This window comes from Altererythrobacter sp. (genome assembly GCF_050299635.1).
Classification (GTDB): Bacteria; Pseudomonadota; Alphaproteobacteria; order Sphingomonadales; family Sphingomonadaceae; genus Erythrobacter.
On sequence record NZ_JBNKWF010000029.1, the window covers coordinates 1 to 15,129 of the forward strand.

The 15,129-nt window shown below is 63.0% G+C and carries 13 protein-coding genes; all 13 read right to left on the reverse strand.

Features of this window, described 5'->3' with window-relative positions; genetic code table 11:
• On the reverse strand, positions 1–502 hold a 502-nt coding region (locus tag ACQY6C_RS13205), incomplete at its 3' end, for a Bax inhibitor-1/YccA family protein (RefSeq protein WP_427969477.1).
• 108 nt (positions 503–610) lie between these two features.
• A complete protein-coding gene (locus ACQY6C_RS13210) occupies positions 611–1,423 on the reverse strand; it encodes a pyrroline-5-carboxylate reductase family protein (protein WP_427969479.1) in 813 nt (270 codons plus the stop codon).
• Between the two features lie 29 nt (positions 1,424–1,452).
• Entirely contained in the window at positions 1,453–1,959 is a 507-nt protein-coding gene (locus ACQY6C_RS13215) for a YbjN domain-containing protein (RefSeq protein WP_427969481.1), read from the reverse strand.
• 142 nt (positions 1,960–2,101) lie between these two features.
• Positions 2,102–3,739 carry an SPOR domain-containing protein gene (locus ACQY6C_RS13220; RefSeq protein ID WP_427969482.1) on the reverse strand — a complete coding sequence of 546 codons (1,638 nt, stop codon included), beginning with the start codon at positions 3,737–3,739 and terminating at the stop codon, positions 2,102–2,104.
• Between the two features lie 126 nt (positions 3,740–3,865).
• Positions 3,866–5,629, reverse strand: a complete 1,764-nt coding sequence (ftsZ, locus tag ACQY6C_RS13225; protein WP_427969484.1) for a cell division protein FtsZ — start codon at positions 5,627–5,629, stop codon at positions 3,866–3,868.
• A gap of 148 nt (positions 5,630–5,777) precedes the next feature.
• Complete coding sequence (gene ftsA, locus ACQY6C_RS13230) at positions 5,778–7,058, reverse strand: cell division protein FtsA (RefSeq protein ID WP_427969486.1); 1,281 nt, start codon at positions 7,056–7,058, stop codon at positions 5,778–5,780.
• Complete coding sequence (locus ACQY6C_RS13235) at positions 7,058–7,963, reverse strand: cell division protein FtsQ/DivIB (protein ID WP_427969488.1); 906 nt, start codon at positions 7,961–7,963, stop codon at positions 7,058–7,060. Before ACQY6C_RS13235 ends, ftsA begins: the two co-directional genes overlap by 1 nt.
• Entirely contained in the window at positions 7,950–8,921 is a 972-nt protein-coding gene (locus ACQY6C_RS13240) for a D-alanine--D-alanine ligase (protein WP_427969489.1), read from the reverse strand. The genes ACQY6C_RS13235 and ACQY6C_RS13240 overlap by 14 nt, the downstream gene beginning before the upstream one ends.
• Before the next feature lie 10 nt (positions 8,922–8,931).
• A complete protein-coding gene (murB, locus tag ACQY6C_RS13245) occupies positions 8,932–9,810 on the reverse strand; it encodes a UDP-N-acetylmuramate dehydrogenase (protein WP_427969532.1) in 879 nt (292 codons plus the stop codon).
• A gap of 89 nt (positions 9,811–9,899) precedes the next feature.
• Positions 9,900–11,321 carry a UDP-N-acetylmuramate--L-alanine ligase gene (gene murC, locus ACQY6C_RS13250; RefSeq protein ID WP_427969491.1) on the reverse strand — a complete coding sequence of 474 codons (1,422 nt, stop codon included), beginning with the start codon at positions 11,319–11,321 and terminating at the stop codon, positions 9,900–9,902.
• Entirely contained in the window at positions 11,318–12,529 is a 1,212-nt protein-coding gene (gene murG / locus ACQY6C_RS13255) for an undecaprenyldiphospho-muramoylpentapeptide beta-N-acetylglucosaminyltransferase (protein ID WP_427969493.1), read from the reverse strand. The genes murC and murG overlap by 4 nt, the downstream gene beginning before the upstream one ends.
• Complete coding sequence (locus ACQY6C_RS13260) at positions 12,526–13,758, reverse strand: FtsW/RodA/SpoVE family cell cycle protein (RefSeq protein ID WP_427969495.1); 1,233 nt, start codon at positions 13,756–13,758, stop codon at positions 12,526–12,528. Before ACQY6C_RS13260 ends, murG begins: the two co-directional genes overlap by 4 nt.
• Entirely contained in the window at positions 13,755–15,128 is a 1,374-nt protein-coding gene (gene murD, locus ACQY6C_RS13265; protein ID WP_427969497.1) for a UDP-N-acetylmuramoyl-L-alanine--D-glutamate ligase, read from the reverse strand. Before murD ends, ACQY6C_RS13260 begins: the two co-directional genes overlap by 4 nt.
• Between the last annotated feature and the right edge of the window lies 1 nt (position 15,129).

The window sequence follows — 15,129 nt, forward strand, 5'->3', positions numbered from 1 at the left end:
CGATCAGGCCGACAACACCCATGATGAGGAAGCTGCCCCAGGCCGAAATGTCTTTCTTGGTGGTGTAGCCCCACAGGCTGAGCCCGGCGAACGCCGCTGCCGTTGCAAAGAAGGTCGCAGCGATCGAACCACCGGTGTAGACGAGGAAGATCGTCGAAAGCGAAAGGCCCATCAGCGTGGCGAAGACCCAGAACATTGCCTGAAGGGTCGTCTTGCTGAACTTGTTCGCGCCAAAGCTCATCGCAAACACGATGGCGAGCGGCGACAGCGCGACCAGCCACATCAACGGGCCGGTGGCGAACTTGTAAGCCAGGCCAGAACGTGCGGTCAGCAATGCGATGATGCCCGTCAGGAGCACGCCTGACGTCATGTAGTTGTAGATTGAGAGCATGTGCTTGCGCAGGCCCTCGTCAAAGGTGACGCGCCCTGCGAGGTCGCCGCTGCTGCGCGGGACCGAGCCGAAGCCCTGCTGAGAGCGCTGGGATTCGTTCCAATCAGCCATTGTTGTCTCTACTCCAAATGCAGACGCACCAAACGCGCCCGTTGCAGACAATATCGGGTCAGGATGAACAATTTTCAAGCAAAACCGAGTTGCAATCGGTGCAACTGCTCAACCCCGATTTCGGGCCTGTTCCGCGAGTTCACCGCCCTTCTCGGCAGTTGCGCGCAGAGTCTCTATCAGTAATGATTTCAAGGAATTACCGGCATCGAGTACATCCAGACCCTCGCGCGTCATACCACCGGGGCTGGCCACACGGTCCGCCAGCTCAGCCGGGGATATGCCCGCTTGGGCAGCCAGCGCCGACGCGCCCTCAACCATTGCCAGAGCCAGCCGATCGGCCATGTCGCGCTCAAGACCCAGTTCCTGCGCCGCACCGGCAAGCGCATCGATGAAGCGATAGACGAACCCCGGACCCGATCCCGCCAGCGCTGTAACCAGGTCGAACTGCGCCTCACTTTCCAGCCATGCAGCAGTCCCAAGCCGGTCGAACAGGAGCAGAGCCTCGTCCTTCGCGGCCGCGTCCAGGCCTGACTCGGCAAGAATGACCGGCGACTTGCCGATCCGCGCGGCGAGGTTCGGCATGACCCGGACATGGGCCGAAGCCTGCGGAAAGGCATCGGCCAGCATGGCAAGATCGAGCCCCGCAAGCAACGAGAACACAGTCACGCCCTGCCCGGTCAGGCGCTGCAGCCCCGGCGCCAGCGCACCAAGCTGCTGAGGCTTGAAACCGAGCAGCACACAGTCGTGATCGGGAATGGCAGGAGCCTCGCGATGGAGCGCGACCCCGTCGGGCGCGTTTTCAAGCGCCGGATCGAGGACTTCGAAGCGTACCGGATCCTCGCCCGCGGCCAGCCATCCGGCCAGCATTGCGCCGCCCATATTGCCGCAGCCGATAATCAGGAGTTTGTTGAAAGTCGTCATCTGCCTGCCTTGTTGATCGGACAGCAGGACTAGGCTTCCCCCGCCGCGTCGACAAGCGCGCTTTCGAGCGCCACTCGCGGGCTCTTGTCGCCCCACAGCACAAACTGGAATGCAGGGTAGAATCGGTCGCATTCGTCGATCGCGGTTTCGACCAGCGCCTGTGCCTGAGCGATGCTCAACAGGCCTTCATCACCCAGCAGCGCGCCGTGTCGATAAAGCAGCACGCTGCCATTGGACCAGATATCGAAATGGCCAAGCCACATCTGCTCATTGACCAGCGAAAGCAGCTCGTAAGCGTCCGCCCGCTTTTCGCGCGCGACACGAATATCGGGCAGGCACAATAGCTGGAGAACATTGTCTTCCGGTCGCCACACGCCGCGCAGCTGGTATTTCGCCCAGCTACCCTGGATCTCGCCGCTCACCTCGTCATCGGAGATGATCTCGCACGGCCAGCCGCGCGCTTCAAACAGCGCGGCCAGCATATCGATCGGCGCGGCATCGTCTGCAGCGACGAACTCCTGCTCGCGCGGTCTCATGAGTGGGGGGCCAAGAATGTCATCGCAGCGATGGATGCATTGAGCGGGCATGTGAATGCAATGGTGCGACGACGTGCGGCTGGGGAGAACCGATCTCGCTTGTTCAAAGCCTGTGCAAAGAAAGCCGGGGGTATCGCACAAACTATTGAAGCTTATCGATTTTTTCTCCTTCCGGGCTCGTATAGCTGAATGTGTCGAGCCCCCCTTCCTTAAGCGCATTGATCAACTCGCGCGCAGCATCGTCCGATTTCAGCGGGCCGGCGAGCAAACGGTTGGCCTGTCCCCATGGCACCACATAGGGAGAGTACTTCCCCAGCAGCTCTGGATATTTGCGGGCGAAGCGGCGCCAGTCGAATCGCAAAGCGGATCGGTCGGGGCCGGGCGCGACCTGCACCCAGATTCGGCTGGGGTGTTGAGGTGGCTCGGGCTTCTTCTCCGCCTTGGGCTCGGGCGGAGCTTCCCTCGGCACGTCGATCGATGCGATGTCAACCGCGCCCGAACTCGCTTCCGTCCTCGGTTGAGCGGATTTGCCCAGCCCGGCAAATGCATCGGCGACGCTGCGCCGTGAGTCGGGATCAGGCTTCGGAGCGGTGCCGCCTGTCTGGGTGTTCGATACGGACGTGCTTGGCACTTCAGCCAGGTTGAACTTCGTGACTGCAGGTCGCGGAGTCCCGGCCTTGGCCTCGTCGGATGCAACCTGCTCGCGTGCGACGGTCGCCAACCTGCTTCCGCCCGATGCGGAAACCGGCGGCAGTTCGCCTGTCGCTTGCGCCAAAGCCGGTGCAGGCGCAGGCGTTGCACGCTGCTGTCCGCTGCCCGTCCGGTCAGGCCTGCGCCGGCGACTGTCAGTCGTAGCGCGTGTAGCCTTGGCCGATTCGGCCTTCCCCAACGGAGTACCCGCAGGCGAAAGGCGTGAGCCCGTTGCAGCGCCGCCCGCCGAAGATGAACCCGAATATTGTGCGATGCGCGGATCGTCGCGTCCGATTTCGGCCGCACGCGGGAAGATGCCCAGATTGCCCGCGGCCGCTTGCTGCGCCCTCGTCAGCCGGGGCATATAGGCGAGGTAAGGCGCAATACGGCTTGCCAGGTCCTTGGGCATGGCCGCATCGACGATGGCATTGGCCTGATCCACATCTCCCAGCACCGCAAGACCGAATGCCCGCGTGCGATAGGCGGCAAGATCGCGCTTCTGGAGCAACGGCAGCAAACTCGCTTCGAAACCCTTCCGGTCTCCCGCAATCGCCTGGCTGAGCGCGAGTCGACGTGTCACCTCGTCGCCCGAACCACTTGCCAGCGCTGCGCGATAGCTGCGCTGGGCCTCCTCATTATTGCCAACAAGGTCATAGGCGAGCCCGCGTTCGGCCTGGACCTCCAATACGGAAGCCCCTGCCTTTTCCGCTTCGGCGAACAGGCGCAGCGCATCGATCGGCCGATCGGATCGCAACGAAACAGCCGCCAATCCGATCTTGGCCTGGGCGTTTTCAGGTGAAAGGTCCAGTGCGCGACCGAAGAAGCCCATCGACGCGTCGAGATCGCCCAGCTGCAGGGCGGCATTGCCCGCCTCCACCAGCGCACCGACATTGCTCGCATCATAGGCAAGGCGCTTGAGCGCGGCATTGAGCCGGTCGACTTGCGGCGATGCCATCGGCTGCACGACTTCGCGCGCAACCACTGAATCCCCGGATTGGGCCGATGCCCCGGCAGCAAGGCCCAATCCCGCTGCAAGCGGAACCGCGCCGATAAACAGGAAATTGCGCAATTTGGATTGTTTCGCAGACATGCCGAAGCCGTTTAGCCAACCGATTACACGATGCGCTAGCCGAAACCGGCTGAACCGTGGGCGAACAGCGCCCACGGGAAGAGGCCTGGTGTCAGTGACCGATCCGATGACCGTTTGCGCTGCGCGTTACTGGTTATTCTGGCGCCCCAGGAAACGCGGAATGCTGAGCGAAGGGCTGTTCGCCTCGTCGTCATCTTCGGCATCGTCGTCATCCTCGTCATCGATCGACGATCCGCGCGACAAGCTCGCCATGCGTTCGAACAAGGTGCTTCCCGCAGGTGAGGCTGCCGCGGCATCGCCGCCACCACCAGATCCACTCGCGCCGCCTCCGGCACCCTCGGGTGAACCTTCACCTCCAGATTCAGCACCGCTCAGCAAGCCCCGGCGCCGCCCGCCTGTGGCCGGTTGAGCGGCTTCGTCCTCGGCTGCAAGCATATCGGCATTGGCAAGCAGGTCATCCTGGCCTTCATTCTCCGCCGAGGCTTCGGCAGTCAGATCGAGCGGCTCAGCCGCCTCTCCTCCGCCTGCATATTCGCCTTCATCGTCCCCTCCGGACTCACCGCCTGGCATATCGGCATAGGGGTCATTCTGCGCATTGCGCAGCCCGGCCAGCGGATCGACGATTCCATCGACGTCGTCGCCTTCTTCTTCGTCTTCGTCGTAATCGTCGTCGGCTTGCATGCCGCTAAGATCGAACGGCTCGCTTTCCTGAACCGGTTCAGCTTCCGGCGCGGTTTCCGCAACAGGCTCAACATAGGGCTCCGGCTCGGGTTCGGGCGGAAGCTCCGCGGCCAGTTCGAGCGGTTCCTCTTCTGCAGGAGCCTCTGGCTCCATGCTTTCCTCGGGCAGTTCAAGCACGGGGCGCTTGGGCGGACGAGACGCCGACAGCGAAACGGGTGTGCTTTCCCGCGTTTCCGAAATCGCGCCCTGCTCGATCCCGGTAGCGACCACCGATACGCGGATCGTCCCTTCGAGATCCGGATTGAAGGCCGAACCCCAGATGATGTTCGCATCCTCGTCGACCAGTTCACGGATATGGTTGGCCGCTTCGTCGACTTCGAGCAGCCGCATGTCTTCGCCACCGATGATCGAGATGATCACACCCTTGGCGCCCTGCATACTCACGCCGTCGAGCAGCGGATTGGCGATGGCGCGTTCGGCCGCTTCGAGGGCACGGTTTTCGCCTTCGCCCTCGCCTGTGCCCATCATCGCCTTGCCCATCTCGCTCATCACGGAGCGCACATCGGCAAAGTCGAGATTGATGAGGCCCGGCATCACCATCAGGTCGGTGATCGAGCGCACGCCTTGCTGCAGCACCTCGTCGGCAAGCATGAATGCTTCCTTGAAGGTGGTTTCCGCCTTGGCGACCAGGAACAGGTTCTGGTTGGGAATGACGATCAGCGTATCGACATGCTTCTGCAGTTCGTCGATTCCTGCCTCTGCAGAGCGCATGCGGCGCGTCCCTTCGAACAGGAACGGCTTGGTCACGACGCCGACGGTCAGCACGCCCATACGGCGCGCTGCCTCTGCAATCACAGGCGCGGCGCCGGTGCCGGTGCCGCCGCCCATGCCGGCTGCAATGAATACCATGTTGACGCCTTCGAGCGCGTCTTCGATCTCGGCGACGGTTTCTTCCGCCGCAGCCTTGCCGACTTCGGGCCGCGAGCCCGCACCCAGACCGCCGGTGATTTCCGGGCCAAGCTGGATACGCCGCTCCGCCACTGAATTGTTGAGCGCCTGCGCATCGGTATTGGCGACGATAAAGTCGACACCCTCGATCTCGGCCTCGATCATGTTGGCGATGGCATTTCCGCCGGCACCGCCGATCCCGATCACGGTGATCCGGGGCCGCAGTTCCTCGCTCGATGCCGGTCCGATATTGATGCTCATGAATTATTCCTCCGGGCGTGTCAGACCCTGACTAAATTTGACACACTTTGGCACAGATAGGATGCGCCGTTTATAGCACGAATTCCCTTATCCACAGTGGTTAAGAGCGGCTGTATCGCCGGGTTTTCGCCGGTTTGGCTGGTTGGCATCAGAAATATTCCCTGAGTGCCTGGAATATCCGGCTAACCTTTTGCGCTCCGCCATAACGCATCGACGCCTGCCGGCGTGGCCCGATTGCGCGAATATCGACTGGATCGTCGGCGGCATAGAGGCACAGCCCGGCGAGCGTAGTGAAGCCCGGCGTGGCATGGGCTTCTGGCAATCCCTTGAGTGCAGGTGGACGGCCGATCCTGACCGGCATTCCCAATGCCCCCTGCGTGAATTCCGCCAGTCCGGCGATCTCTGCGCCTCCGCCAGTCAGCACCACCGTGCCGCGGCGCGCACCGGCAAAGCCCATCTCTTTGAGCGCACGGCTGATTTCGTTGGTCAGATGCGACAGATTATGCGTCACGATCGAAACCAGCTCCGCCCGGGCGATCCGGTTCTTGTCATCCGCGCCGCGTGCCACAGGGCCTGCCTGATCGTCGCCCGGCCCGTTGACCGGGATCATCTCGCGATGATCGGTCGGGCTGGCGATGGCCGAACCCGATACGCATTTGAGCCGTTCCGCCTGGAATCGCCTGATCCCGAATGCCGAAGCGATCGCATCTGTGATGTCGGATGATCCGAAGGGCAACGCCTTGAGGCCCAGCAGCATTCCCGCCGCATAGACCGCCACATTGGTCGCATCGCCGCCGATCTCGACCATGGCGACGCCCAGTTCGCGTTCTTCATCGGTCAGGCAGGCATGGCCCGCCGCAAGCGGCGCGGCGACCACTGCCTCGACATCGAGATGCGCGTTCTGCACCGCTTCCGTGAGGTTCCTGACGGGGGCGCCATCAGCCAACATGACATGCACATCGACCCCGAGTTGTTCGGCATGGAGCCCCTTGGGATTGGCTACACCATGCGCCCCATCCAGCGTGTAATGCGCCGGCTGTGCGTGCAGGACCATGCGGCCATCAGGCTGGATCGCGTCGCGCGCAGCAACCAGCAGTTGCTCGATATCCTCTTCCTCGATCCGCCGCCCGCCAATGTCGATCTCGACCTTGGACACTTCGCTCGCCAGCCCGGCGCCGGTGCAGCCGACCCAAACGCTCTGGACACTGGTTCCGGCGTTCTTCTCGGCCCGCTCTACCGCATCGCGGATGGCGTAGGTCGCCGCAGCCATATCTGTGACATAGCCGCGCTTGATCCCCTGGCTGGCGCGGTGGCCGCTGCCCAGCACCTGCAACTCGCCATTCTCGCCCAGCCCCATGATCATGGCTGAGATACGGAACGAGCCGGCATTGACTGCGCCGAATATCTTGCTGAACCGGGCCGATGCCATCAGTCCGCATCCTCCGCGCCCAGAACCTCGTCCGCACGGCCGGGAATACGCATGTAGATGCGCGGCGGCGCGCGCATGTCGAAAGTCGAGACTTTGCCGCCCAGCAGGCGGTTCTGCCCATCAAGGCGGGCGAAATTGATCAGCGCCGACGCGGCTTCATCCTCGCCTTGCGGCAAAGCCAGGATCTGACCCGTCTTGAAGGTGAAGTTCCAGCGGCGGTTGCCGACCCATTCGACCGATTTGACCTGCGGACGAAGCGCCGGGGCGGCTTCGAGCAAGTGGTCAAGCGCGGGCACCTGGCGTCCGGCACCCGGGCCTGAAATAACCAGCATGTCGCCGGTCTTGTTCGCAGCCACCGGCTCAAGTTCGCTGCCTTCGTCGTCGATCAGCATCAGCCGGTCTGCCTTTTCCAGCACGGCATGCGGTTCACGCTCGACAATGTCCACGGCCAGCGTGGCCGGTAACTGGCGCGAAACGCGCGCATCCTTGACCCAGGGCAGCTCCAGCAGATCCTCCCTCAAACCCGTCAAATCGACCATCGGCATCGGCAGGTCGCGCTGGGAAATCACCTTCTCGTAAACGCGCTGCTCGTCCATCCGATCAACGCCACTCACACGCACGTGGCGCACTTCGAACCCGGCATCTGAGGCGAGCCCGGCAATCTCTGCCTGCGCCATTGCGGGAACCCCCGCCAGGCTGGCGACAAACCAGGCAAGCGCCACACCGCCGCCAAGGATAACCGCGAGAAAGATGCGATGCAGCTGCTCATCGGTGAAGGGCAGCAGCGCCATTACACCATCGACAAAGCCGCTGGTGCGTGCCTTGGCCTTGCGCGCGGTTTTCGCCCGGCTGTTGGCCTTGGCCGCGCGGCGAACGCCCTTCGATCCGCGCTTAATCGTCGCCATCACCGCCTCCACTTGATCGCTGGCGAAGCGCCTCGGCGACGATCGCTTCGACCAGATCGGCATAATCCATGCCCACATGGCGCGCCTGTTCAGGCACCAGGCTGAGCGGGGTCATGCCCGGCTGCGTATTCGTTTCCAGCACGAACAGGCCAGCTTCGCCCTGTTCGTCATCCCAGCGGAAATCGGTGCGGCTGGTCCCGCGGCAACCCAGAACCTTGTGCGCACGGACTGCATATTCGCAGCACAATGCCGCAATCCCGTCGGGAATTTGCGCGGGGCAGACATGCTCGGTCTTCCCGTCTGTGTATTTGTTCTCGTAGTCGTAGAAGCCCGACTTCACGATCAGCTCGGTCACGCCCAGCGCCTGCGGACCATCCGGCCCGTCAATCACCGCAGTGGTCAGCTCGCGCCCACGAATGAACGGCTCGGCCAGCAATTGCCTGAATTCCTGCCACGGCCCGGCAACATCGCGGCCGATCGGATTGCCGTAATTGCTCTCATCCGTGACGATGGCGACGCCGACAGACGAACCTTCATTGACCGGCTTGAGCACGTAGGGGCGCGCCAGCGGGTCGCGCTCGTATAGCTCCTCGCTTTGCACGATGCGTCCGCCGGGCATCGGGATACCGTGCGGAACGAGCGCCTGCTTGGTCAGTTCCTTGTCGATCGCGATCACCGAAGTGGCGAGGCCCGAATGCGTATATGGAATACCCATCAGGTCGAGCATGCCCTGTACAGTCCCGTCTTCACCCGGCACGCCGTGGAGCGCGTTGAATACTACATCAGGCGCAGCCTCCGCGATGCGCGATGCGACCTGGCGATCCATATCGATCCGCGTCACCTTGTAGCCCCGACTCTCAAGTGCATCGGCGACGCCATTGCCGCTCATCAGCGAGACTTCACGCTCATTGGCCCAGCCGCCCATCAGGACCGCGACGTGGGGTTTGGTGGAACTCATGCAATATACCTCACGGACGCCCCACTCGCTGGATTTCCCATTCGAGCTGCACGCCCGAATGCTCGTAGACGCGGCGGCGGACCTCTTCGCCCAGCCCTTCGATATCGGCGCTCGTCGCTTCGCCTGTATTGATGAGGAAATTGGTGTGCTTCTCGCTCACCTGTGCGCCGCCCATTGTCAGCCCACGGCAGCCCGCCGCGTCGACCAGTTGCCAAGCCTTGTGGCCGGGCGGGTTCTTGAAGGTCGAACCACCCGTCTTGGTGCGCAGCGGTTGCGATTCCTCGCGCGCCTGCGCGATCCGATCCATCTCCGCGCCGATCGCCGCCGGATCGCCCGGCTCTCCGCGAAAACGCGCGCTGACGACAACCGCCCCGTCCGGCAGAGCGGAATGGCGATAGGTATATTGCAGATCATGCGCGGGCAGCGTGATGAAATTGCCATCGGGCATCACCACGTCGCAATCGACCAATATATCTGACACTTCGCGGCCATAGGCCCCGCCATTCATTCGCACGAAACCGCCGACTGTGCCGGGAATGCCGCGCAAGAACTCCAGCCCCGCAATCCCCGCGTCGCGCGCGGAGGAGGAAACGAGAATGCCGCTCGCTCCACCGCCGCAGCGAAGCGTTGTCTCATCGGTTCGCTCGACTTCAGCGAACTTCTTGCCGAGCCGCACGACCACGCCCGGCACGCCGCCATCGCGAATAATCATGTTCGAGCCGAGCCCCAGCGCCATCACTGGCAAGCGCCCGCAGAGCCGTTCGAGAAATGTGCGCAGATCGTCGAGATCGGCGGGTTCGAACAGCCAATCGGCATTGCCGCCCGTCTTGAACCAGACCAGCTTGGCCAATGGCGCATTCGGCGTCAGCCTGCCACGCACCCCTTCCATCGGCACAGGCGCTTCGATTGCACCTTCGACCGCGCAGCGCGGTGCGGCGCCATTGTCGGTCGACCAGTCATTCGAGGGTTGCCGAAGCGTCATGCGGCTTTCTTCTCCGCGATGGCGCTTGCCAGATCAGCGGCCCAGCGGGTGATGTCTCCCGCGCCCAGGCAGACGACTACGTCACCTGCGCCGATCGTCCCCGCGAGCTCGGCGGCCAGGGCCTCCCTGTCTGCAATCGTGGCAGCGGCGCGATGCCCGCGCGATTTCAATCCGGCGACCAGCGCTTCGGCATCGACGCCTTCGATCGGATCTTCGCCCGCCGGATAGACCGGCGTAACATAGACCATGTCCGCTTCGTTGAAGCAGGTCTGGAACTCATCCATCAAGTCGCGCAAGCGGGTGTAGCGGTGCGGCTGGGCAACTGCGATCACGCGCCCCTCCCCACCCGCGTTTGCCGCTTCACGCGCAGCGGACAGCACGGCCGCAATTTCGACCGGGTGATGCGCATAGTCGTCGATCACCGTCGCGCCGTCGATCTCTCCGACCCTGGTGAAGCGGCGGCGCACGCCCCCAAAACTGCCAAAGCCTTCGCGGATGACTTCGTCCGAACAGCCCATCTCTATCGACACTGCAATTGCGGCGAGCGCGTTCTGGACATTGTGGCGACCGGGCATGGGCATCTTCACGCCTTCGATCCGGCGATCCTCCTCACCGCGCTGGCGCACGATCACGTCGAACACATTGCCGCCTGCATAGGGGCGGACATTGACCCCGCAGATATCTGCCTGAAGCGAAAAGCCATAGGTAATCACGCGTCGGTCACGCACCTGGCCAACAACCGCCTGAACTTCGGGGTGGTCGATGCACAGCACCGCCGCGCCATAGAATGGCACATTGTGGATGAACTCCACGAAGGCGCGCTTCACACCTTCGAAATCGCCATAGTGGTCGAGATGTTCGGGATCGATATTGGTGACAACCGCAATCGTGCCATCGAGCCGCAGGAAGCTGCCGTCGCTTTCGTCGGCCTCAACCACCATCCAGTCGCTATCGCCTAGACGGGCGTTGGAGCCATATTGTTCAATAATTCCGCCATTGATGACGGTGGGGTCGACATCGCCGCGATCGAGCAGCGCCGCGATCATGCTGGTCGTGGTCGTCTTGCCATGCGTCCCCGCCACGGCGATGGTGGATTTGAGCCGCATCAGCTCGGCCAGCATCTCCGCCCGGCGAACCACGGGGATGCGGTTTTCCAGTGCGAAGGCGACTTCGGGATTGGTGCGTTTCACCGCAGTCGATGTGACGACGACCGCCGCGCCTTCGACATTCTCTGCGGCATGACCGATCTTCACCGTGATCCCGCGCGTGCGCAGCCGCTCGACGCTCGGCCCTTCGGACAGATCGCTTCCCTGAACTGAATAGCCGAGATTGTGCATCACTTCGGCAATGCCCGACATGCCGATCCCACCGATGCCGACGAAATGGATCGTGCCGATATCGGTCCCGACGCCCTTCACTGCGCACGCTCCCGAGCCGAACCCTGACTTGCCGTTTCCTGTTGCGATACCGACCGTGCTGCATTTCCGCCGACGCGGATCACATCCATCATCTCGGCTCCGCCGAAACTCTCGACCAGATCTGCGAGGTCCTGCGCCGCCTTGGGTCGCCCGCAATTCCATGCGGCGTGGGCGGCGTTGGAAAGGCTGGAGGGCTTTTGCGCCATTGCCTGGATCTGCTTGGCCAGTTCCTTGGGAACGAAACGCTCCTGCCGGATCATTCGCGCGCCGCCCGACTTCACGCTTTCGCGCGTATTCGCGGCCTGGTGGTCGTCGGTAGCGATCGGCAGCGGGACCAGGATTGCCGGGCGGCCCACCGCCGTCAGCTCCGCAATCGTTGAAGCGCCCGCGCGACCGATGAACAGATGGCAATCGGCCAGCCGCGTTTCCATATCCTCGAAATAGGTCCCCAGTTCGGCGGGAATGTCGTGATTTCGATAGCGCGCCCGCACCGCGTCGAGGTCTTCAGGCCGGCATTGCTGCGTCACCTGCAAACGCTGTCGCAACGATGGCTGGAGCATCGCCAACCCATCGGGCACGATCTCTGACATGACGCGTGCGCCCTGGCTGCCGCCCGTTACCAGCACCCGCAAAATGCCGTCTTCGGTAAAGGGCGGAAAATCCTGATCGCGCAGCGCCAGCACTTCGGCGCGGACCGGATTGCCGACCAGCTCCACCTTGGGCAGGTGCTTTTCCTTCAGCCGCTCGACATCGGGATAGGACGTCGCAATCGCCTGCACTCGCCCCGCCAGCATCCTGTTGACGCGGCCCAGCACGGCGTTTTGTTCATGGATGACTGTGGGTATCCCGGCAGAGGTGGAAGCCAGCAGCGCAGGCAGCGCCGGATATCCGCCAAAGCCGACCACGGCAGAAGGTTCGAAACTTTCAAACAGCCGCAGCGCCATACTGCGACCTTCCAACACTGCGCGAACGCCCTTTATCCAGTTGAGCGGGTTCTTGCCGAAACGACCCGCAGGCAGGACATGCGCGGGGAGGAAATCGGGCTTGCCCGGAATCTTCTCGCCGCGCTCATCCGTAATCAGGGCGACATGGTGCCCGCGCCGATCCAGCTCGGTCGCCAGAGCAAAGGCGGGGATCAGGTGCCCGCCCGTTCCCCCCGCAGCGAGCACATAGTGTCGCCCTGCTCCATTCGGTACATCGCCGCTCATGCGGGTCCCTCCTTCTGGCCCAGCATGTCGAACAGCCCGGGCGTCTCGCGCTGGAGGTAGGGATTTCGGCGCGTAATCGCCAGCAGCAAACCGACTGTGAGGCACACGGCTATGGTGGATGACCCACCATAGCTCACCAGCGGCAAGGTCATCCCCTTCGAGGGAAAGAGCTGGAGGTTGACGAGGATATTGATGAATGCCTGCCCGCCGATCTGCGTCACCAGACCTGCGCCCGCGAGCAGCACGAAGAGATTGTCCTCATCAACCAGCCTGATGAGCACGCGCAACAGGATCGCGAGATAGAGCACCACCACCAGCGCGCAGACCAGCAGGCCGAACTCCTCGCCGATGACGGAGAAGATATAGTCGGTATGCGCTTCGGGCAGGTTCATCTTGCGGATTCCCAGCCACAGCCCGCTACCGGTCCAACCGCCGGCCAGCAGAGTGCGCTCTGCGAGATCAACCTGATCGAAGGCGGTGCCGCCGCCCAGGAAGCTGTCGATCCGGTTGCGGGCATTGTCATAGAGGAAATAGGTCGCTGTCAGTCCGACCACGCCGGACCCGACCAGCACGCTGATCCGCTGCACCGACACGCCGGCGAGCAGCACCAGCACGAACCACACGCCACCGAACAGCAGCGTCGCGCCGAGATTGGGCTGCAGCATCAGCAGGCCTGCGACCAAACCCATGACCACGGTGACCACCGTCAGCACCGGCAGGTTCGGGTCGCGCAGGCGCCATGTCAGGATCCAGGCCAGCAGAATCGCAAAGCCGGGCTTGAGGAACTCGCTTGGCTGGAATGAAAAGCCCAGATTGATCCAGCGCTGCGCACCGTTCTTCTCGACCCCGATAATCGGAACAAGGAGCAGGAAGAACAACATGCTGGCCGCCAGCACGATCCCCAACCTGCGCGCATTGTCGCGGCTCAGCATGGAGGCGCCGAACAGTGCGCCAAGCCCCAAAAACTGCCAGACCAGATGCTGTTTCAGGAAAAGGAACTCGTCCAGCTGAACCCTGGATGTCGAAAGCCGTTCAGCACTGGCCGGCGAAGCCGCTGCAACCGCCGCCGTACCCAGCACCATCAATATCCCGACCAGCAGCAGCAGGACCTTGTCGATCTCGCGCCACCAGATCCTGACTTCGTTCTGCCAGGAATGCCGCTGCCCATCGCGCGCATGACCGCCCGAAGCTTTGCCTGCGTGAGGAAGGTATGGCCGGCTCACATTCATGCCGAACCTCCTGCCGCCAGTGCGGCCTGGATCTCCGGCGAGGCGCCCGTCAGCGCAGCGACGACCTGGCGGAAGTACTCGCCCCGCCGTTCATAGTCGCGGAACTGGTCGAAGCTGGCGCAAGCTGGCGAAAGCAGGACCACTTCGCCCGGTTGCGCCCGGTCCATCGCACGTTTCACCGCTTCACTGAGCAATTCGGCATTCTCGACCGGGACGCGGCCTTCCAGCTCTGCCGCAAAGGCGGAACCGGCCTCGCCAATCGTATAGGCAGCGGCGAGATTGCCGACATAGGCCTCGCACTCCTGCAGGCCCGGCTCCTTCGGAAGCCCGCCAACGATCCAGTGGATGCGCGGCGCACCATCATTGATCGCCTGGTCAGGCGGATATGCAGCCAGCGCGGGAGCGGCGGAGGCCTGATTGGTGGCCTTGCTGTCGTTCACGTAGAGAACGCCATCATGCACAGTCACACGCTCCATGCGGTGCGGTAAACCGGGGAAGCTCTGCAAACCCTGCGCAATCTGCGCCGCATCGAGGCCGAGCGCAGTGCAGGTCGTGATGGCTGCTTCGGCATTTTCAAGATTGTGTGGCCCTTGCAGGCTAGGCCAATCGGCCTGATCGAAGCCTGACCCCGCGTGGACATGATCCCACGCAATCCGGGCGCCATGCCCCTTTGCCCGCAGGCGGTCTGCAATCGCGGCGACGCGCTCGTCCTGCTCGTTGAGGACAGCCACGCCCGATGTCTGCATTTCGAGCAGGTGTGCCTTGCTCGCGGCATAGCCTTCGAACCCGTCATAGCGGTCGAGGTGATCGGGCGTGATATTGAGCAGGATCGCAACCTCGCAATCGAGCGTGTAGGTCAGGTCGATCTGGTAGCTCGACAGTTCGAGCACATAGACCCCGCCTTCGGGCAACGGGTCCTGCCCCAGGATCGGCAGACCGATGTTGCCTCCCAAGGTGGCCGGTACGCCCGCTCCCTTCAGGATATGGTGCACCAGCGCGGTGGTGGTCGACTTGCCATTGGTGCCGGTGATGCCCACCACCTTGTGTGCAGGCAAATCCTTACGGGTCAGTGCGAACAGTTCGATGTCGCCAACAACCGGCACCGTGAACTTCTTCGCATGCTCGACAATCGGATGAGTGTTGAGCGGGACGCCGGGCGAGACGACTATGCCGTCGAACCCGGTAAGGTCTGCCTCCAGGGGATCGCCCATCTCGACCAGCCCATCAAAAGGTGCGCGAGCGTTGTCCTGGCGGTCCCACGCCAGCACTTCCGCACCGCTGGCCAGCAATGTCTCGACCGTCGCCGCGCCAGACCGCGCGAGACCGAGTACCGCGTATTTCTTTCCAGCGAAGGCGGAAGAAGCGATCATC